Source organism: Pseudomonas sp. Y5-11 (assembly GCF_022368695.1).
Lineage (GTDB): Bacteria > Pseudomonadota > Gammaproteobacteria > Pseudomonadales > Pseudomonadaceae > Aquipseudomonas > Aquipseudomonas parakoreensis.
On record NZ_CP058974.1, the window covers coordinates 4,141,804 to 4,162,403 of the forward strand.

Consider the following 20,600-nt stretch of genomic DNA (forward strand, 5'->3'; position numbering starts at 1 on the left):
AAATCAGTCTTTCTGGTCACGCAGGACATTGCCCGAGGCACCATCGATGCGGAATTCATACACCGAACCATCGGCCTTGCGTCCCTCACCTTTCCAGTAGCCGTCATTGTCGGCCTCGATTTCATAGATTTCGACGTAACCGGCCTTGGTTTTCACGATCTCGATAGCCTTCTCGATGGTGACCCAGCCCGCACCGGGACGGTCAGCCATGGCAGCACCGGCACTGAACAAGGCGGCGGTGGCGATTGCAGCGGCCAAGGTTTTTTTGATCATTTTTTCACTCCATTTGTGGATGATGTTCGTCTAACGTCCTGTTTTTGGGCGCCACACGGAAAAATAAGTTCCACTTTGATGGGCAATTGCCATGACGGATGTTCTCGGCACCCGACCCGCAAGGTTAGAATGCAGCAAATCAGGACGAGTCAATGACCCAAGAATCCCTCTCGGAAGCCGAATACGATGCAATCACCGATGCCGCCGCGCACTGGTGCATGCGTCTGCACGCCGCAGACTGCTCCGCCGAAGAGCGTCTGGCTTTCGAGCAATGGCGCGATGCGCATCCGCTGCATGCGTTCGAATATGACGCCATGCTGGAAATCTGGGACGTTGCCGAGCACTTGCCCCGTCCGCAGGCGCTGCCGGATGTACCGCTGAATAAACCGGTTCCCGCCTGGCGTCGCTATGCAATGGCGGCGAGCGTCTGCGCACTGGCCTTGCCACTGGCGGCGTACAGTGGCTGGAATCTGGGCTGGTTGCCCGACAGCTATCAGCACTTCGAAGCCACCGACAATGTCCGTCAAGTTACCTTGAACGATGGCAGTCAAGTCGAACTCAACCTCAACACCGAGCTGACTTTCAGCAATTACAAGGACCAACGCCGAGTCACCCTGAAAAAAGGCGAGGCGTTTTTCGAAGTCAGTCACGACCTCTCCCACCCGTTCGTGGTCAGGGCCGGCGAAGGCAAGATCCGCGTGACGGGTACCCGTTTCAATGTCTGGCTCTACGAAGATCAGGTACGGATTAATCTGATCGAAGGCTCGGTGCTGGTAACCAGCAACGCCGCACTGCCCGGCGACGGTCTGCGCCTGGGGCCCGCCATGCAGGCGCAGTACCGGCATGGCGACTACATGCCACAGATCAGTCAGACCTACGCCAACGACAACGCTCTGGCCTGGCGCAATGGCAAACTGGTGCTCGACAACCTGGCACTGAATGAGGCTTTGCCGCTGATCAATCGCTACCTGAGCAAACCGTTGAAACTGGCTGACGCCAGTACCGGCGCCATCCGTGTCGGCGGTGTCTACAACGTCAAAGAACTCGGCGGCCTCGTCAACACCCTGCCCAAGGTGTTGCCGGTCTACCTGACCCGTAACACCGAGGGTGATCCGGTGATCAATTCGATGCCGCGGCAGCCGCCGAAAACCTGAAACCGGACACCACCTGCCAGGGTGAACCCGGAGCAATAAAAAGCCGCTGTCCCCATTCAGGGAGCAGCGGCTTTTTTGTTCAGACTGACTTACTGCGCAACCACCTCAGCGCTCTTGCCCGCCACATCGCGAACGGTCTGCAATTGATACTGCGGGTCGGCAGCGATCTGCTGTTCAGTGAATGGCAAGACGCTCCACTGTTTTTTCGAAAACGCCTCGGTCTGATCCCGGGAATATTTCGACTCGGGGTCGCTCGACAGCGAGAACGCCAGCAGCCCTTGAGCATGCGGGCCTTTGTCATCAAAGCTCACCACTTGCAGATAGCTGGTACCGCTGATCACTTCGAGTTTGCCGTCTTCACGCGGCACACTCTGGATCGCGTTGTAGATTCCCAGCGTCCCGGGCCCGCCGTGGATCGCAGTTTGTTGAGCGCCGTTGCTCACCACTTGAATATCGCCCCAGCGGGTTTCAGGTTTGAGCCCCATTTTCTGCGCGGTGGCGGCCGACGCCAGCAGCGCTTCACGCAGGGCCTTGCTCACGGTCGGTTGCTCGATCGCCAACCCGCGTGGCGTATGTTGCGGGTCTTTTGGATCGAACGGCACCCGCCAGATATCCGGCGACGCTTGCAGCGCCTGCATGATGTTCTGGAAATGCACCAGACCGATGCCCGAATCCAGATTCGCCCGGCCATCCCAGCCCTTGAGGCTGACACAAACCGGCTTCAACGCCGCCGCGTCTGCCCCCAGATCCGCAGCGCAGAACTTCAACAGATCGGGCAGCACCTGGGTTGCCAGATAGACGTTGTCGTCCATTACCATCTGCTGCAGATCCTTGACCGCCAGCGGCCCCTTTTTGCCCAGCGCACTCAGACGCTCCAGCGCAAATCGCGATCGCAGGCCCAGTGGTTGGCCATCCTGACTGATCAGTGGCGAGAACCCCGTCAGCGGTTGTGCCGGGTTGGCCAGCCACGCGGAATCGTTGGAGTGCTGGACGAAGTCCTTGCGCAACAGTTGCGGCAGCTGGCTGGCGGCATAGATGCCCTTCTGCGCCGCTTGCGGATCGATATCCCAGGCGCAAGCGCTGTTGGAACCGTCGAGCACGATCATCTGCAAACCGATGCGCGGGTCGCTGCACTTGGCCAGTTTGTCGGCGCTGACGTTCGGCACCACCGACAGGTTCATGTACAGCGTTTGCCCCTTGTCATCCACGGCCAGCGTGTTGACCCACGGGATGCCCTGGATCTTGTGCACCGAATCCTGCAGGGCTTTGAGGCTTGATGCCTGGTTCATCGCGTACCACTGCGTCAGCACGCGATCATTGTCCAGATTGGCGTCGCGCAGGCTGTAAGCGTACTGATGATCCCAGTCGAGTTTGCCCGGCCACTGAACAATCGGGCCGAACTGCGAGCTGTAGACATCGCGCGAAACCGGCACCACTTGGCCATCCGCCTGTTTGACCTGCACGGTGACGGTCTGCTTGTCCAGCGGCAGCGACTTACCGTCGAGCAGGTAGCGGGTCGGATCTTTCGGGTCGAGTTGCAGGCGATACAGGGTGAAGTGTTTCGATGAATCGACCGTGTGGGTCCAGGCCAGATGCTGGTTGAAACCGATGTTGATCATCGGCAGCCCCGGCAAGGCGGCGCCCATGACGTCCAGTTTGCCGGGGATGGTCAGGTGCATCTGGTAAAAGCGCATGCCGCCGACCCAAGGAAAATGCGGGTTGGCCAGCAACATGCCGCGTCCGTTGAATGAGCGTTCACTGCCGACCGCCACGGCGTTGCTGCCGCGATCCAGAGCGAAGCGCTGCAGGCGCGCGTCCGCCAACTGATAGGCCTTGGCACTGCTGTCGAGCTGCGCCGTGGCCTGCGGCGGGGTCGCGCCCGCCAGGGCTTCGGCGAACTGCCCGACACCGCCCTCGACCAACAAGCGCCGAGTAAGCTTCACCAGATCTTCGGCAGCGATATCGCGCACCCACTCGCCCTGGCACTGTTGCGGCAGACCTTGCTCACGGCGTTCGGCCAGATAGCGGTTGTAGCCGGCGGCGTAACCTGCAACCAGATCGCGCACCTGCGCCGGTTGCGCGCCCCAGAAGGCTTTCACCGCTTCGGGGGTGTTGAGCCAAGTGAAGAACAGGTCGCTGACGCGATTCTCGCGTTGTTCGACAGTGAACTGCTCCGGCCCGAAATAGCGCGAGCGCTGACCGTTGACCGTGACAATCTCGTTGGCCAGCAAGCACAGGTTGTCCTGCGCGTAGGCGTAACCGATGCCGAAACCCAGCCCGCGCTCGTTCTCGGCGCGGATGTGCGGTACGCCAAACGCGGTGCGGCGGATATCGGCACTGGCTGGCGTGGCGGGACTGAATGCATGGGCCGACAGACTGAGCCCGAGAAACGCGCTGGCGAGGGCCAGCCCGGTTAACTGCCTGGAAATAATCACACTCGCTCCTGATCGATAGGACACGGTTCGGCGCGTGCGTTGCGCAAGCTTCGAACTCGGTCTGAAGTTGACGCCTGCGCCTGGGCGCAAGGTGGCTGTTCAGGAAACGAATGCAGCAAAAAAATATTTAGCCCGTTTGCCCAAGGGACAAACCGCCGATGACGGGAAAACAACGAATAACCGACAAAATTTCTACATATTTCCTTTCATGATTTGTCGTGCTGAAACGTCTTGTTTACTGAGAGCAGCCAAAACGTTTCCTGAACAGGCTCTGCAAAGGAGTAACCCATGTACAACTCGCAACTACCAACGGACGGTAGCCAGGCGTCACAAGGAGCTTCCATGAGTCCCCGCGCGAGCAGTTTCGCACCCAGCCCCGAACGCCAGGGCAATGAGCGCATTCGCCTGTTGCTCAAAAGCTTCGGCCTGCGCACCAGCCTGATTCGCCTGAAGGTCATCGACGCGCTGTTGGTCGCCGCGCAAAACGATCGACGCCTGGGCGTGCGCGGTGTGCACAGCCAGTTGCTGGACCTGGATATTCCGTTGTCCTTTCTCAGCGTGCGCGAAGTGTTGAAGCGTCTGTGTGCCGAAGGGGTTGTCACCTTCAACCCGGACAAGAGTTACAGCCTGCATCCACAGGCTGCTGCCGTGCTCAATCACGATTGAAGCGTCCCGCGATCGCCGTCAGGGTCTGACCTTGCGGCGCATCACCCCGTTGATCACCACCACGACCACCGCCACACCGATGGCGATGTACTGGAACGTCTTCTCGCTGATCATCCCGGCATTTTGCAGCCACGACAGGCCGAGCATGATCGCCAGCACCGACAGCGCGATCAGTATCGAATATTTCAAACGTTGCTTCTGGGTCATTGCGTGTTCCTGAACCTTTCAAATGTATCCGGTTTGTATCCGGTTGCATGCCATGCACATACCGTGTTGCGGGGATGGGCTTTGATAAACGCGGTCTCATGTTACAGCCGATGAAGAGTTTTGGCTTCATGACGGCGTAACCATGAGGATTTTTGAAATGTTCCGTCGAATCACCTGGCTGATTCCCGTCCTTGCCGTACTGACCTTGAGCGGCTGCATCATTTTCCCCCACGGCGGCTGGCATGACGACCACCATCGGTACCAGGAAGGTCCCGGTTATTACCAACATCGATAGGCGATGACTCCCCGCATAAACGTTAAAAACTGTGTCCCCGGAACAACCGCGCCTGCTGAATAGCAGGCGCTTTCTGTCTCTAATCTGACCTGCTCGTGTAAGACGTTGATCAAGCTTTTGTAGGACTCTTCGAGCTGCAACGATTTGCGCATTTTTGATATTTCTGGTCACACCCGTCTGGTGTAAATCCACCTCCCCTCCGCTCTACTCTCTGCGCCCCTGAAGCCCAACCAGACGAGCTCATCCGCGCATGCAACGAACACTTATCGGTATCAGCCCCGGACAGGCCATCGGCTTCTGTCTGGCCGTCTCCCTGTTTGAACTGCTGACCTACATGGCCAGCGACCTGATCATGCCGGCAATGCTGGCCGTTACCCTGGAATTAGAAGCAGACGCGCGGCATGTTCCCTACGCATTCAATCTGTACCTGATCGGTGGTGTCTGTCTGCAATGGCTGATAGGTCCACTCTCCGACCGTTTTGGCCGGCGGCGGCTGCTGTTGAGCGGGTGCCTGTTGTTCGGCGTGGCCTGTGCCGCGACCTTTGGCACCAGCAGCATTGAAGCGTTCAACCTGCTGCGGCTGATGCAGGGGATGGGCCTGGGCTTCGTTGTGGCCGTCAGTTATCCGGCCCTGCAAGAAGTTTTCCGTGAAGCGGATGCCGTGCGCTTGATGGCACTGCTGGGCAATGTGGCCTTGCTGTCGCCGCTGCTCGGGCCATTGCTTGGCAGCCTGCTGCTCGAATGGCTGAGCTGGCGGACGCTGTTTCTCGGCCTGGGCCTGGCGGCGGCCGTTGCCTGGCTGGGCCTGTATGTCTGCATGCCCGAAACCATCGACGTCATGCGCAACGACGGCCAACAACAGGCACCCGTGGCGTTCAACGCGCGGCAGGTTGGACATCGCTATCTGACCCTGCTCGGCAACCGCCACTTCCTGTACGCCAGCCTCGCACTGGGCTTGATGAGCCTGCCGCTGATTGCCTGGATCGGGCTGTCGCCGCTGCTGCTGATGCAGTTGCTGGGCCTGTCCTCGCGCGAATACGGGCTGTGGCAGATCCCGATCTTTGGCGCCGTGATTGTCGGCAATCTGATCCTCGATCGTTTGCTCGCCAGCCACTCGTTGACCCGGGTCATTCGCATTGCGCTATGGCCACTGTGCCTGGGCCTGACCGGATTGATCGGCACAGCCCTGTTCAGCACAGCGCTGCCGCTGTTGATTGCCAGCCTGTCGCTGTATGCCATTGGCCTGGGCATGAGCAATGCAGCGCTGTACCGGTTGGCACTCTTCGCCAGCGATGACAGCAAGGGCCTGGTTTCCGCGACCATCGGCATGCTCTCGATTGTCGTAATGGGCACGGGCGGTTCGCTGATAGCCGCTGTTGGCGGTGCCGACAGTCTCGAGGGTTTCGCCCTGTGCGCGGCACTCGCTGGTTTGCTGTGCCTGCCGCTGATCCAGCGCTTTGTGCACTTGTCAAAGCAACCCGACCTTGCCCCGGCTACACCTGAGGAGGCCCGCTAATGCACCTTTTCCCTCACAGTGACGCACTCTGCGCATCCCCGGCCGCCTACTGTGCGGACTCGTTGGCGCCCGGTCTGTTTGATCGGGCCATGCTCGAAATCACGGGGTTTCACATCGCACACACCCCAGGTTATGAGCATTGGCTAAACGCCAATGGCATTGCAGCCAAAGACCTCGAAACCCTGGAGGACTGGTCGCAGCTGCCACCGATTTTCGCCAATTTCTTCAAACAGCATTTGCTGCTCAGCTCCACGGGCGAGGACGCGCTGGAACTGACGTCCTCCGGCACCAGCGGGCAAAAAAGCCGCATGCGTTATGACGCGCGCAGCCTGGGTGCGGCGCAGTACATGGTCGAGCGGATCTTCGCGCAGTACGGCTGGATTACACCGCATACGCCCTGCAATTACCTGTTGCTGAGCTACGAACCCCAGGCGCGAATCACCTTGGGCACATCGTTCACCGATCAGTTTCTGTGTGGCTTTGCCCCGGTCAATCGGGTGGTGTATGCACTACGGGCCGACGGTGACGGCCATCGCTTCGATCTGTTCGGCGTGATAACAGCCCTGCAAGCCTTTGCTGAAGAAGGTTTGCCGGTGCGCATCTTCGGTTTCCCGGCCTTTCTCTGGGAAACCCTGCAACGCATGCGCGCCACCGGCGCGACGGATCTGCAACTGCCGGCCGGATCGTTGGCGTTCTTTGGTGGCGGCTGGAAAACCCGTGCCACCGAAGAAGTCCCCAAGCAACAGCTGTACGCGCGGATCCAGCAACAATTGGGCATTGATGCCAACGACTGTCGCGATGGCTACGGCGCCGTCGAGCACGCGGTGCCTTATATCGAGTGCGCCCACCACCATTTTCATGTGCCGGTCTATTCGAAAGTGTACGTGCGCAGCCCCGTGGACTTTTCGGTCCTGCCCTATGGGCAGTGCGGCCTGCTCAGCCTGGTCTCGCCTTACATCTCGTCAAGTCCCGCCCACGCGGTGGTCATGAGTGACCTCGCCACGCTGTATCCCGCTGCAAGTTGCGGCTGCGGTCTGGCGAGCGACTGGTTCCAGTTGCATGGCCGTGCCGGCACGGCGGCCGCGCGGAGCTGCGCCATGGCCGCTTCAGAATTCCTGGGGAAACACTGATATGTACTTGATCAACGGAAAACTGCGCTGCGATTGCGATCTCGACAGTGCGTTGCAACAACTTTACCCGCTGCTGCCAAACCGGCTGCAGACGCCCCTTGAGACCTCCACTTTACTGACCGCTGCGCAGGCGTTCGCCGAACGCCTGCAACATCAATCTCTGGCGCTGTCACTCGACACCGGCCAGCGCCAAACCCTGATCGACTTTTGCCAGCCAGCGACGCTGCAGGCCAAGCTGGATCATGAGCTGGGCCTGCAACCCGATTCCCTGCGCCGCATCGACTATCGGCAGTCGCGTTTCGAGCGCTGGAGCCCTCTGGGACTGGTGGTTCACATCACGCCGGCCAACGCGCCGTTGCTGGCGTTCTGCGCAGTGCTGGAGGGTCTGTTGAGCGGCAACGTCAACTGGCTGCGGCCCAGCAGCAGCGACGGCGGACTCACTGCGCGCCTGCTCCAGAAGTTGCTGGAATGTGACCCGAGCGGGCAACTCGCTGGTTACGTCGCGGTGTTGCCGACAACGACCGGACAAATCGGTCAGCTGTGCAGACACGCCAACGGTGTCTCCGCCTGGGGCGGCGAAACCGCGCTGCAAGCCATCCGCCTGCAGATCCCGCCAGGCTGTCGCTGGATCGACTGGGGTCACCGCATCAGCTTCGCCTACCTGACCCCGGATGCGGCATCACCCGCCGTCCTCGATGCCATTGTCGATGAAGTCTGCCGCCTCGATCAGCAAGCCTGCTCCAGCCCGCAATGGTTGCTGGTAGACAGCGACGATGTGAGCGTATTGAACGATATCGGGGCGCAACTGGCTGCCGCGTTCGAGCGTCGCAGCGGGCACTGGCCGGCGCTCACCCCGACGCTCGAAGAAGCCTCACAAATCACCACCAGTACGGCGATGGCGCGGCTGGGGCAAAGTTTTGTCGGGCAGACCGGCCGGGTCTGGAGTACGCCGCACTGGCGGGTGATCTGGAGCCATGACCGTCAGCTCGAACCTTCTGCGCTGTTTCGCAGCCTGCTGCTCAAACCCCTGCCTCGCGAACTGCTGGGCGCTACGTTGTTGCCGTGGCGCAACGTACTGCAAAGCTGTGCCTTGCTGTGTCCCGAGGCGCAAATCGCCGAACTGGCGCAGATGCTGATCGCCGCCGGTGTGACCCGCATCGCCCCGATTGAAGCCATCCACGACGGCTACGACGGCGAACCCCATGACGGTGTCTACGCCTTGCAGCGCCTGAGCCGTCGCGTGTCGGTCAGCCTGCCGCCGGACGCGCTGGCGGGGTGTGCCACGCTTGACCGCCAGCCGATTGCGCCAGCGCTATCGGGGGTGTCGATCATGGATAAGGCGACATTTGCAAGTCAGCCAGCGAACGCCAAGGCGCAACTGTACTTTCGGTCCGGCGGCAGCAGCGGTACGCCGACACTTTCCGCTTTCAGTTACCACGATTTCCAGCTTCAGATGCGTGCCACCGCCGACGGCCTGCTCGCTGCCGGCCTGGATCCGGCGCAAGACAATGTCATGAACCTGTTCTTCAGCGGCGGACTGTACGGCGGGTTTTCAAGTTTTGCCAAGGCGCTGGAACAACTGGAGGCCCGACACTGGCCCATGGGCGCTCCAGCGGATGACGATTACCGGGAGATCGCGCAACTGATCGTGGAACAACGGATCACGGTGCTGATCGGCATGCCCAGCACCGTGCACCGGTTGTTTCTCAATGAACAGCAGACGCTGCAGCGCTACGGCGCCATCGACAAGGTTTTTCTCGGTGGCGAGCACGTGAGCGCGCCCACCCGCGAGTTGTTGCAACGCTGCGGAGTCAGGCTGATCCGGTCGGCGATTTACGGCAGTGTCGATGCCGGCCCGCTCGGCCATGCCTGCCAGTTCACGGCAGACGGTGTGTTCCACCTGATGAGCGACATTCAGCACCTGGAAATCGTCCATTTCGATCAGGACGCGCCGGTCGATCACGGTGAGTCGGGGCGTCTGCTGGTGACCTCCCGGGCGCGTCAGGGCCAGTCCGTGCAGCGCTATGACATCGGTGACAGCGGACGCTGGCTATCCGGCCCATGTCCCTGCGGTCTGACCTCACCGCGCTTCGAGCTGCTGCAACGGCACGGCAAATTGCTGCGCATCGCCACTGACTTCATCTCGCTGGCAACGCTGGAGCAGCACCTGCAAGCGCCGTTTCAACTGATCCTCGACCACGGCCCTGACGGCCGGGAACGCATGCGACTGCGCAGCCCACTGGAGCCGGCTCAGGCCCATCTTCAGCTGCAGGGCTATCAGACGCTGAGCACGCTGGTGCAGACCGGACTGCTCACCGTAGACGTCGAGCAATGTGCCGTTGCGCAATTTGCCCGAAACAGACACAGCGGCAAGACACCGTCCGTGATTGATTCACGCCGCTGAAGACGGGCGCCTGCTGGCGCCCCACCGCTCCTTTCCATACGAAACCACCATGAACACCACCACAGATTTGAATGCCTTGCTCGATTTTGCCCGCCGACGTTCACCTTATTACCGTGATCACTTCAAGAACGTCCCAGCCCCCATCAACGGTTTGAACGAGCTGCCCCTGGTCGATACCGGGCAGTACTGGCACGGCAGCCAGTCCCTGCAGCAGTGGTCGGCGTTGACCGGCCCGACCGTGGATGCGCTGGTGTTCCAGACCGGGGGGACCACCGGTTCAGGCAAACTGTCGCTGTTCACGCGCGGCGAATGGCAAACCCTGACGCGTGATTTCGGTAGCCACCTCACGGCACAACTGAACCCCGGCGACCGGGTCGCCAATCTGTTCTTCGTCGGTGACCTGTATGCCAGCTTCATTTTCGTCCACGATGCCCTGGCACATGTCGAGACACCCGTCAGCGAGTTTCCATTCACCGGGGCCGTCGATAGCGCTGTACTGGCCAAGTCGATCGTGGCGAACCGGATCAACGTGCTGGCTGGCGTGCCGGCGCAACTGTTGAAATTTGCCGCCTGGCTCGAGCGCCGGTCGCAGGTTCTGGTGGGTGTCGAGACCCTGCTCTACGGTGGCGAGAGCCTGTTCGAAGCACAGTTGCAAATGCTGCGTCGGGTGCTTCCGAATGCGCGTATCGCCTCCATCGGTTACGCCAGCGTCGATGCCGGATTGATCGGCGTCAGCACCCGCGATTGCGCTCTGGGCGAACACCGGATGCTGGAGCGCCACAGCGTGCTGGAGATCATCGATGAGGTGAGCGGTACTGTCATCGAAGAATGCGACCGTAACGGCAAACTGGTCATAACCAATCTGACCCGTCGCCTGATGCCCGTCCTCCGCTATCCCGTCGGCGATCTGGCGTGCTGGCGTGAACCGCCCGGCACGCCCATGCGCAAATTCGCGCTGATGGGACGCAGCATGAGCAGCCAGCGCGTACGGGTGGGCGTTTTGAGTCTGGACATCCGTGACATTGGCGATCTGGTGCAAAGCCTCGGTAACCGCGCCGACTGGCAATTGGTCATCGAGCAACAGGGAAAAAAAGACCTGCTGAGTCTCAGATGGGTACCCGACAGGCACATGACTGATATCGCCCAGACCAGCGCAAACCTGCGCAGCACATTGATCGAGCAATATCCGTGGATCGAGAAGCTACACGGCGAGCAATTGCTCGATCTGCATGTGATCGCCTGCGCCAGCGATGAACTGACGTGTCACCCACGTTCCGGCAAGCATCAGCGGGTCGTGGACCGGCGCGACTATCAGACTCCGTGCGAGCAGCAGGCCTGATGGCCAAGACCCTCCTGCGGCGTTATCGCATCACCGACGCACCGGCAGTCAGTGGCCTGTTCGAAGCCATTTACGGCACTCGTTATCCTCAACCGCATGTGTATCTGCCGTGCATGATCAATCAGAACCACAGTGACGGGCGCTGGCACTCGCTGGTGGCGGAGGTAAACGGGCAGATTCGCGGGCATGCCACCCTGTTTCGCCGGTCAGGCAGATCCTCACTGGCAGAACTGGCACTGACGGTGGTACATCCGGATACCCGCGGGCAGAACATCGCCACACGGTTGGGCCGGCAATTGCTGATTCATGCCCAGGCCCTGGATTGCCGGGGCGTCACCATCAAGCAGGTTACGCACCATCCATACACTCAGCGTATGGCCGCCAGTCTCGGCTTTCACAGCTGCGGTCTGTTGCCGGATTACGCCGCTTCGCCCTTCGAAGGACAGGACCGAGAGAGCATCGTTGTCGGCCACTACGACATTGAGGGTTTTCGACGCCCGCTGCCCGCGCTGGCCTGGCCAACGGATTGCGGCGAATTGATGTCGCATCTGGAGGGGGCGTTTGGTACCACCGACAAAGCGGCACCCTGGAGCGGCCCGAAGGTCCATGTCGAACACGCCTCGGGGCGCTATGACATTGTGCTCAAGGAACTCGATGACAACCTGCTCAGGCAACTTGAGCGACTGCCGGTGCAATGGCTGGTTTCGCTCAGACTCAGGCTCGCCCAAGGATTTCCCGGCTCACTGAGCCAACTTGCCGATGTGGGTTTCGCTTTCACCGGAATCGTTCCCGATGAGCGTAGCGAAGGCTGGCTTGGGCTGTTTCATCGCGGTTACCAGCCGTCAACGCTGACATTGCACTGTCCGCACATGCAACGCTTGCAGGACCAGGTCCGACAGGTCGGGCAAATGTACCGAGGCTGAAAAAACGGCCCGCCCACAAAATGGGCGGGCCGTTTTCAAGATTCAGGCCTTGGCTTTGACACCTTGATCCACAGGTTTCGGCGCGTTGCCTTCACCGTAGGTTTTCAAATTCTGCAGCACGTAGATCGCCTTTTTGAATTCGGGGATCAGGTTCTTGCCGTAAGCGTTGCCATTGAGGCCATTGCTCTGGATCGCGTCGAGCTGGGTCGCGAAATATTCCAGTGCGTTGAATTTGGCATCGACGTCTTTGGTCACGCCAAACCGGTCGAACTTGTCGCCGGCATTGAGCAAGGTGAACGAGGTGATCTCGGAGATCAGCCCGCGGCTGCGCAGGAAAACGCTCAGATTGCCCAGTTGTTTGACGGAAGTGTTCGACGGGTCGAAGCCCTTGATGTTCTTGCGCAGGCCCTGCTTGTCCATTTCTGCGGTGTTCAGCGCGTTCGGATCGTTGCCGACCATGGTCAGCATCTGCTGCACCTTGACGCTCTGACTCACCTGCTTTTTCGCGCCCGTATTGCGAACCAGCACCCCTGCCTTGCTTTCCCAACCACCGACAATGCCGATCGTCATGAGAAGACTCCCTGTGAAATAACCATGAAATGTCCTTGGTGACACTTTGAATGACGCGAAGTATCTACCGGCCAACTAGTGGCACCAACCCTTTTAGTGCAGTCGCTTACAATTTCTGTACATTCTCGATACAAATCACCGCAAGCTCACTATCACTGGGCTTCATGGCAGTTTGACGATGGCTGGCGATGCTTTTTCCGTACCGGTTAAACAGGCGGTCAATTCATTTGTATCAGGATCGATACGCCCCTTCTGTCAGCCCGAAACTTTCTTGCACGACAGTACCTAAAGCTTCCCCGCTCGCCGACGATACGCTGGTGTAACCCCGCCGTTTTTCCCTCGACCCCACAATAAGAATCGCAGCTCAAGGACCGGTCTCCATGCCCGCATTCCGCACCATTCAGGCTCGCTACACGTTATTTCTGGTTCTGTTCATCCTGCTGCTGTCGGTGCTGACCGTGGTCGGTATCAGCCAATTGGTCGCACCCAAGCTGCGACATACCGAAGAACAGGTGGTGCTCAATCGCATCGCCGAAGTCGCCGAGCAGATTCAGGGCGAACTCAATAAGGTTCAGTCGCAGCAACGCAGCATCACCCAGACCATTCCGCTGCTCGACAGCGCGGCCATCGACACGGTGTTGCCGGGGCTGGTGGATCAGTACGGCGAACTGAAAGTGTTTGGTGGCGGGATCTGGCCGTTGCCGGGCCAGCGCGAGGCCGGGCGGAACAAGTTCAGCACGTTCTGGCACCGCGATGCCTCGGGCAAACTGGCGGTGAACACCTTCTGGAACAGCGACGCGGCGCCGAACTACTACGATCAGAGCTGGTACAAGGGTGGCATGCAGACCCCGCGCGGCCAGTGCGCCTGGGCGGCCGCCTATAAAGACGATGCGAGCGCCGAGCCGCGCACCAACTGCGCCATGGCGATCCAGAAAAACGGTGCAGCCTGGGGCGTATCGACCATCGACGTGACGCTGGGCTTCTTCAATGATCTGGTGGCGCGCAAGGAAAAAGACCTCAACGCCGAAATGCTGATCGTCGAGGCCGACGGCAAGATCATCAGCAACAGTTCGCGCATCAGCGGCCCGATCGTGCTGAAGAACATCAGCGAGCTGGCCGCCGGTTCGACCTTCGCCATTCAGGTCAAGGCCGGCCTGCAAAACCGTGATCAGGCGCAACGTGTCGAGTTCGACAACAATGGCGAGGCCAGCACGTTCTTCATGCGCCCGATCGAAGGCACGCCGTGGTTCCTCGCCACCGCCCTGCCAACGAAAATGCTCACCGCCCAGCGTGACGACGTGCTCAGCAGCCTGAGCCTGCTGCAGATTCCGCTGGTGATTCTGCTGGTGCTGTTGCAGGTGTATGTGATCCGCCAACTGGTGTCGCGAATGAAGGCGCTCAAGGCCAATATCGATTCGTTGTCCAGCGGCGATGCCGATCTGACCCGGCGCATCACCATCCGCGCCGAAGATGAACTGGGCGCCATCGGCCACTCGGTCAATACCTTTATTGCCTACCTGCAGAACATGATCGGTGAAGTGACGCAGGCCACCGGCGCCATGGCCTCAAGCCTCGACGATCTGCAACGCACATCGGCCAACACCAGCCAGATTCTGCTGCGCCATGCATCGGAAACCGATCAGACCGTTACCGCCATCACCGAGATGAGCTCGACGGCCGAAAGCGTCGCGCAGAACGCCGCAGAAACCGCAGCGTTCACCCAGCGCGCCAACGAAAACGCCGACCGTTCGCGGGTGGTCGTCGGTGAAGCCACCAACAGCGTGGTGGCCTTGATCGATGAAGTGGCCAGCGCCACCAAAAAAGTCGAGAACATGCAGCAGGACGCGCAGCGCATCACCGAGATTCTCGGAGTGATCGGCGCCATCGCCGGCCAGACCAACCTGCTGGCGCTCAACGCCGCCATCGAAGCCGCCCGGGCCGGTGAACAGGGTCGCGGCTTTGCCGTGGTGGCCGACGAAGTCCGCGCCCTCGCCGCCCGCACTCAGGCCAGCACCTCGGAGATCAACGAAATGCTGACTCGCCTGACCCAAGGCGTGAGCTCCTCGGTCAGCGCCATGGAAAACACCCAGGCCAGTTGCCAGTCTGCCGCCGACGCCACGGCGCGGGTCAACTCAGGTCTGGATGAAATGGCCGGCTCGGTCAGTCACATCAACAGCCTCAGCACGCAGATCGCCACCGCTGCCGAACAGCAGAGCGCAGTCACCGAAGAGATCAACCGCAGCATGGTGCAGATCCGGCACATGGTCGAAGAACTGGTGCACAGCGGCCAGGCCAGCGAACGCAACACCCACCAACTGCTGGAAGCCAACAACCGGGTGAGCGCGATCATGGGGCGGTTCAAGGTTCGTTGAGCCTGACAGATTTGTAATCTCCCTCTCAGCAGGCTGTCAGGCTTGATCAATGATCATCCTGCCAGCCTGTCTTGTATCAACTTGAAACACTCCGTTGATGCCGGGCAGGATAATCCGGTCAAAATGCTTTCCTTTTTGATCGTCATCCGAGCCGAGAATCCATTATGCGAACCTCCCTGCGACTGGCCGCCCTCAGCGCCCTGCTCCTCTCCTCCCTGGCCCAGGCGGCCGACCTGATTCCGATCGAAGTCCATCGCGATGCCAATTGCGGCTGCTGCAAAAAATGGATCAGCCACCTCGAAGCCAACGGCTTCAAAGTCGAAGACCATGTCGAAAGCGACATGAGCAGCTTCAAGCAGCAACACGGCGTACCACCGCGCCTGGGCTCGTGCCATACCGCGCTGATCAATGGCAAGTTCGTCGAAGGCCACGTGCCGGCTGAACAAGTACTGGCCCTGAGCAAGCGTGACGATCTGTTGGGTATCGCCGCACCGGGCATGCCCATGGGGTCGCCGGGCATGGAAATGGACGGCATGAGCGATGCCTATCAAGTGATCGGCCTGAAGAAAGACGGCACGGATGTGGTAGTGGCGGACTACCCGGCGCATTGATGGCTGCCGGTTACCTCGGGCTGTTCGCGGCGGCGTTCGGCGCTGCGACGCTGCTGCCGCTGCAATCGGAAGCGTTGCTGGTCGGCCTGATCGCCAGCGACCGTTACTGGCTCTGGGGTCTGTTAGGCGTGGCGACGCTGGGCAATGTCCTCGGTTCGCTGGTCAACTGGTGGCTGGGGCGTGGCCTCGAACGGTTTCAGGATCGACGCTGGTTTCCGGTCAGCGCGAAACACATGGCCACCGCGCGTAAACATTACGAGCGGTACGGCCACTGGTCACTGCTACTCAGTTGGCTGCCGGTGATCGGTGACCCGCTGACCCTGATCGCCGGCGTCATGCGCGAGCCACCCGGGCGCTTTCTATTGATCGTCACCCTGGCCAAGGGCGCGCGCTACGCGGTGGTGGCGATGCTGACCCTGGGCTGGCTCGGTTGAACATTCTGCACGCAGCGTTGCCTGTGGTTAACGTCGCCCTAATCCGGGCGTTCCAGCATCGGCCGATTTTCATGGAGTTTGTCCCTATGTCCGTCACGCTCTCCCGCTGGCTGCCCGGCCTGTTCCTCAGCGCCGCGCTGCCGCTGTTTGCCCATGCCGCCGCATCTGAAGCAGCCCCCGCCGACGGCCCGACCTATGGTCCGGAGCTGCAGGGTTTTCAGTATCCCTACACACTCAAGCACTTTGCCTTTCAGTCCCAGGGGAAATCCCTGCAGATGGGTTACATGGACGTCGCCGCCCACGGCAAGGCCAACGGCCGCACCGTGGTGCTGATGCACGGCAAGAATTTCTGCGCCGCCACCTGGGACAGCTCGATCAAGGCCTTGAGCGAAGCCGGTTACCGGGTGGTTGCGCCGGATCAGATCGGCTTCTGCACCTCGAGCAAGCCCGACCACTATCAGTACAGTTTCCAGCAACTGGCGACCAACACCCAACAACTGCTCAAGGCCCTCGGCATCCAGAAAGCCACGCTGCTCGGCCACTCCACCGGCGGCATGCTCGCCACCCGCTACGCGCTATTGTTCCCGGAACAGGTCGAACAACTGGCGCTGGTCAACCCGATCGGTCTGGAGGACTGGAAAGCCCTTGGCGTGCCTTATCGCACCGTCGATCAGTGGTACCAGCGCGAACTCAAGGTCACCGCCCAAGGCATTCGCGACTACGAACGCAACACCTATTACGACGGCCGCTGGAAACCCGAATTCGACCGCTGGGTCGACATGCTCGCCGGCCTGAGCAATGGGCCCGGCAAGACCCAGGTGGCATGGAACTCGGCGCTGATCTACGACATGATCTTCACCCAGCCGGTGTACTACGAGTTCAAGGACTTGAAAATGCCGACCCTGTTGCTGATCGGCACGTCCGACACCACGGCCATCGGCAAGGATCTCGCCTCCCCCGAGGTCAAGGCGAAAATCGGCCACTATGAGGTCCTCGGCAAGCAGGTCGCCAAGCTGATTCCGAAGTCGACGCTGGTGGAGTTCCCCGGCATGGGCCACGCGCCGCAGATGGAGGAACCGGCGAAATTTCACCAGGCCTTGCTCGGCTGGCTGAACAACCCCAATCCCGTTCGTTGATGAGGTAAGGCTGATGGCGGTGCAGATTGCAGTAATCGATGACTGGCAAGACGTGGCGCGGGACGTGGTCGACTGGTCGGTGCTCGACAGCATCGGCGCAGTGACGTTTGTGCACGACTACCCGGCGGACAATGCCACCCTGGCCGAACGTCTTGGCCAGTACCAGGTGATCTGCGTAATGCGTGAGCGCACGCGTTTCGACCAGGACCTGCTGCAGCGCCTGCCCAACCTCAAGCTGCTGGTCACCGGCGGCATGCGCAACGCGGCGCTGGACATGCAGGCGGCTGCCGACCTCGGGATCAAGGTCTGCGGCACCGACAGCTACAAGCACGCGGCGCCGGAGCTGACCTGGGCGCTGATCATGGCCGCCACGCGCAATCTGCTGAACGAAGCCAATGCCCTGCGCGCCGGGGGCTGGCAGCAAGGGCTGGGCGGTGATTTGCACGGTAAGACCCTGGGCATTCTTGGTCTGGGCAGCATCGGTCAAAAGGTCGCGCAATTCGGTCAGGTGTTTGGCATGCGGGTGATTGCCTGGAGTGAGAACCTCACCGCCGAACGCGCTGAAGCCGTCGGCGTGACCCGGGTCAGCAAACAGCAACTGTTCGAGCAGGCCGATGTGCTGTCGGTGCATCTGGTATTGAGCGAGCGCAGCCGTGGGCTGGTCGACGCACAGGCGCTGGACTGGATGAAACCCGGCGCGCTGCTGGTCAACACCGCCCGCGGGCCGATCGTCGATGAAGCGGCGCTGATCAAGGCCTTGCAGAAACGCAAGATCGCTGCAGCGGCGCTGGATGTGTTCGATCAGGAACCGCTACCTGAACTGCACCCGTTTCGCACACTGGACAATGTGCTGGCCACACCGCATGTGGGGTATGTCAGCCGACAGAACTACCAACAGTTCTTTTCGCAAATGATCGACGATATTCAGGGTTGGGCGGCCGGCAACCCAATCCGAATCCTCAACTGACCGTGTAGGAGCTGCCGAAGGCTGCGATCTTTTGATTTTGATTTTCTAAAAACAAGATCAAAAGATCGCAGCCTTCGGCAGCTCCTACAGGTGCATCTGTGTTCAGCAGATCAACAAATCTGACCGCACCACAACAGTGCACATTGCCTTTCCTCTAGCACAAAATCGTGACCGGCCAGTCACCGTTTTAGCCCTCCCCATCAAAAAAACCTGCCCTTCGTCGGTGCGTTCCGGCTTGAACACCACAGTTTTCGCTGCCTGCAAACCGATTGTCGAACAATTTACCCGTTTGCTCTCGCCCGCTCTAGGATCTGGCCTAGACTGATTTTCGCGGGTTAAAACCGGTCAGTCACAAAGCCGAAAAATTGTCGAAACTTTTGCCGATGGCGGCGGGTCATCTGAAAGGCAGGGTCAACGCGACTGGTGCAATCCTTGCAACGGCCCTTTCACCCATTCTGCTTGCGCGTGTTGGGTAGCGTTTGCTCACCGATGCGTGGCGCGTTTGCGCCCGGCCACAGGATTTGGCCACAGCTTGTTCGATACAAGAATCAGATCAACGACACGGGAGATTCATATGATCAGTGCGGCATTGGATATTCAGGGAGAGCGTGCTCAGCAGGCGGTTGGTGAATCGAGCACCATGAGTCTTCCCGGCAGCCGGTCGATCAACGTCCCGGGCACTAAAACGCTGACGCCGGTCGCCAGCCAGAATCCGAACAAGAAGAAAGTGCTGTTCGTCACCTCGGAAATAGCCGATCTGGTGAAGACCGGCGGTCTGGGTGACGTCTCCGCCGCCCTGCCCCGCGCCATGGCGCACTTGCACGATGTGCGGGTGTTGATCCCCGGCTACCCGCAGGTGATGCACAGTGAGAACCCGATTCATATCATCGGCGAACTCGGCGGCCATGCCGCACTGCCCCCGTGCAAGATCGGGCGCATGGACATGCCGGACGGACTGGTGATCTACGTCCTGATCTGCCCTGAACTGTATGAACGTGAAGGCTCGCCCTACGGCGCCAACAATGGCCGCGACTGGCCCGACAACCATATCCGTTTCGCCCGCCTGGGTCTGGCCGCTGCCGACATCGCCGCCAACCTCGCACAGATTCACTGGTGCCCGGATCTGGTGCACGCCCACGACTGGCCGGCGGGTCTGGCCCCTGCCTATATGCACTGGCGCGGGCAGCGCACGCCGACCCTGTTCACCATTCACAACCTGGCCTATCAAGGCGTGACCAGCCTCGGCTCGTGCCCGGAACTCGGCATCCCGACCCATGCCCTGCAACAGGAAGGCATGGAGTTCTACGGCAAGATGTCGTTCCTCAAGGCTGGCATGGCCTATTCGAGTCACATCACCACGGTCAGCGCGACCTATGCGCAAGAGATCACCACCCCGGATTTCGGCTGCGGTCTCGACGGTTTCCTCGCCGCCAAGACCCAGCAAGGCTTGCTCAGTGGCATTCCCAACGGCATCGACGAGAGCTGGGACGCCGCGACTGATCCGCACCTGTTCGCGCCGTTCGCCATCGGCGACTGGGAAGGCAAAGCGATCAACGCCGCCCATGTGCGTGAACTGTTTGGTTTGAGCGACTCCAACGGCCCGCTGTTTGCCGTGGTTTCGCGACTGGTCTATCAGAAAGGTCTGGACCTGACGCAAGCCGTCTCCGAATACATCGTGCAGAACGGCGGCCAGATCGCAATCATCGGCCGTGGCGAGCCGGAAGAGGAACAGGCCATGCGTGAGCTGGCGCTGCGCTTCCCCGGGCAGATCGGCGTGCGCATCGGCTTCAATGAAACCGACGCCCGCCGCATGTTCGCCGGCAGCGATTTCCTGCTGATGCCGTCGCGTTACGAGCCTTGCGGCCTCAGTCAGATGTACGCCCAGCGTTTCGGCTCATTGCCGGTGGCGCGCAATACCGGCGGGCTGGCCGACACCATCGAGAATGGCGTCACCGGTTTCCTTTTCGACGAATCCACCGCCGACAGCTACCGCGAAGCCCTGAGCCGTGCGTTCAAGGTCTTCGCCTTCCCCGAATTGCTCAACGCGATGCGCTGCCGGGCCATGGCCGCGCCGTTCAACTGGTGCAAAGCGGTCGAACCCTACGCCGAACTCTACGAACGACTGGTCGCCAAGGCGCTGGGTAAAGCCGGCCACAAATAACCCAAGG

18 protein-coding genes are annotated in these 20,600 nt (G+C 60.5%); 14 read left to right on the forward strand and 4 right to left on the reverse strand.

From position 1 onward, the window contains the following. Nucleotides 1-3: 3 nt before the first annotated feature. Entirely contained in the window at nt 4-273 is a 270-nt protein-coding gene (locus HXW87_RS18175) for a PepSY domain-containing protein (protein ID WP_047294224.1), read from the reverse strand. A gap of 152 nt (nt 274-425) precedes the next feature. Between HXW87_RS18175 and HXW87_RS18180 the strand changes: the two genes are divergently transcribed. After that, nucleotides 426-1,427 carry a FecR family protein gene (locus tag HXW87_RS18180; protein WP_182401003.1) on the forward strand — a complete coding sequence of 334 codons (1,002 nt, stop codon included), beginning with the start codon at nt 426-428 and terminating at the stop codon, nt 1,425-1,427. A gap of 89 nt (nt 1,428-1,516) precedes the next feature. Here HXW87_RS18180 and HXW87_RS18185 read toward each other — a convergent pair whose 3' ends face one another. Next, nucleotides 1,517-3,862, reverse strand: a complete 2,346-nt coding sequence (locus tag HXW87_RS18185; RefSeq protein ID WP_239777195.1) for an acylase — start codon at nt 3,860-3,862, stop codon at nt 1,517-1,519. Nucleotides 3,863-4,150: 288 nt separating this feature from the next. On the opposite strand from HXW87_RS18185, the gene HXW87_RS18190 reads away from it, so the two are divergent. Then, complete coding sequence (locus tag HXW87_RS18190; protein WP_047294218.1) at nt 4,151-4,528, forward strand: fe2+ zn2+ uptake regulation protein; 378 nt, start codon at nt 4,151-4,153, stop codon at nt 4,526-4,528. Nucleotides 4,529-4,546: 18 nt separating this feature from the next. Here the strand turns inward: HXW87_RS18190 and HXW87_RS18195 are convergent, their stop codons facing one another. Continuing rightward, complete coding sequence (locus tag HXW87_RS18195; protein ID WP_047294216.1) at nt 4,547-4,735, reverse strand: hypothetical protein; 189 nt, start codon at nt 4,733-4,735, stop codon at nt 4,547-4,549. A 157-nt stretch (nt 4,736-4,892) separates the two neighbouring features. On the opposite strand from HXW87_RS18195, the gene HXW87_RS18200 reads away from it, so the two are divergent. From HXW87_RS18200 to HXW87_RS18225, 6 genes are all read left to right on the forward strand, one after another. Continuing rightward, the gene (locus HXW87_RS18200; RefSeq protein ID WP_177327908.1) at nt 4,893-5,030 is read left to right on the forward strand and encodes a hypothetical protein; all 138 of its coding nucleotides are present in this window, start codon (nt 4,893-4,895) and stop codon (nt 5,028-5,030) included. A gap of 250 nt (nt 5,031-5,280) precedes the next feature. Continuing rightward, the gene (locus HXW87_RS18205) at nt 5,281-6,546 is read left to right on the forward strand and encodes an MFS transporter (protein ID WP_239777197.1); all 1,266 of its coding nucleotides are present in this window, start codon (nt 5,281-5,283) and stop codon (nt 6,544-6,546) included. Next, on the forward strand, nt 6,546-7,676 hold the full coding sequence (locus HXW87_RS18210; protein ID WP_239777199.1) for an acyl-protein synthase: 1,131 nt from the start codon (nt 6,546-6,548) through the stop codon (nt 7,674-7,676). The genes HXW87_RS18205 and HXW87_RS18210 overlap by 1 nt, the downstream gene beginning before the upstream one ends. Nucleotide 7,677: 1 nt before the next feature. Next, nucleotides 7,678-10,080: an aldehyde dehydrogenase family protein gene (locus HXW87_RS18215; RefSeq protein ID WP_239777210.1), complete on the forward strand. Its 2,403-nt coding sequence runs from the start codon at nt 7,678-7,680 to the stop codon at nt 10,078-10,080. 49 nt (nt 10,081-10,129) lie between these two features. Beyond that, nucleotides 10,130-11,419, forward strand: a complete 1,290-nt coding sequence (locus tag HXW87_RS18220; protein ID WP_239777212.1) for a phenylacetate--CoA ligase family protein — start codon at nt 10,130-10,132, stop codon at nt 11,417-11,419. Continuing rightward, nucleotides 11,419-12,342 (forward strand): GNAT family N-acetyltransferase, encoded by a 924-nt coding sequence (locus tag HXW87_RS18225; RefSeq protein WP_047294208.1) that lies wholly within the window; start codon nt 11,419-11,421, stop codon nt 12,340-12,342. The genes HXW87_RS18220 and HXW87_RS18225 overlap by 1 nt, the downstream gene beginning before the upstream one ends. A gap of 42 nt (nt 12,343-12,384) precedes the next feature. Here the strand turns inward: HXW87_RS18225 and HXW87_RS18230 are convergent, their stop codons facing one another. After that, nucleotides 12,385-12,912, reverse strand: coding sequence for a hypothetical protein (locus HXW87_RS18230; protein ID WP_047294205.1), 528 nt, complete (start codon nt 12,910-12,912; stop codon nt 12,385-12,387). A gap of 380 nt (nt 12,913-13,292) precedes the next feature. Here HXW87_RS18230 and HXW87_RS18235 point away from each other — a divergent pair, with 380 nt between their 5' ends. From HXW87_RS18235 to glgA, 6 genes are all read left to right on the forward strand, one after another. Next, on the forward strand, nt 13,293-15,284 hold the full coding sequence (locus tag HXW87_RS18235; RefSeq protein WP_239777214.1) for a methyl-accepting chemotaxis protein: 1,992 nt from the start codon (nt 13,293-13,295) through the stop codon (nt 15,282-15,284). Between the two features lie 164 nt (nt 15,285-15,448). Continuing rightward, nucleotides 15,449-15,895, forward strand: a complete 447-nt coding sequence (locus HXW87_RS18240) for a DUF411 domain-containing protein (RefSeq protein WP_095135615.1) — start codon at nt 15,449-15,451, stop codon at nt 15,893-15,895. Continuing rightward, nucleotides 15,895-16,329, forward strand: a complete 435-nt coding sequence (locus HXW87_RS18245; RefSeq protein ID WP_047294201.1) for a YqaA family protein — start codon at nt 15,895-15,897, stop codon at nt 16,327-16,329. Before HXW87_RS18240 ends, HXW87_RS18245 begins: the two co-directional genes overlap by 1 nt. Nucleotides 16,330-16,415: 86 nt before the next feature. Continuing rightward, nucleotides 16,416-17,465: an alpha/beta hydrolase gene (locus HXW87_RS18250; RefSeq protein WP_239777215.1), complete on the forward strand. Its 1,050-nt coding sequence runs from the start codon at nt 16,416-16,418 to the stop codon at nt 17,463-17,465. Between the two features lie 13 nt (nt 17,466-17,478). Next, the gene (locus tag HXW87_RS18255) at nt 17,479-18,432 is read left to right on the forward strand and encodes a D-2-hydroxyacid dehydrogenase family protein (protein WP_239777217.1); all 954 of its coding nucleotides are present in this window, start codon (nt 17,479-17,481) and stop codon (nt 18,430-18,432) included. A gap of 574 nt (nt 18,433-19,006) precedes the next feature. After that, nucleotides 19,007-20,593, forward strand: coding sequence for a glycogen synthase GlgA (gene glgA / locus HXW87_RS18260; RefSeq protein ID WP_239777218.1), 1,587 nt, complete (start codon nt 19,007-19,009; stop codon nt 20,591-20,593). Nucleotides 20,594-20,600 lie beyond the last annotated feature (7 nt).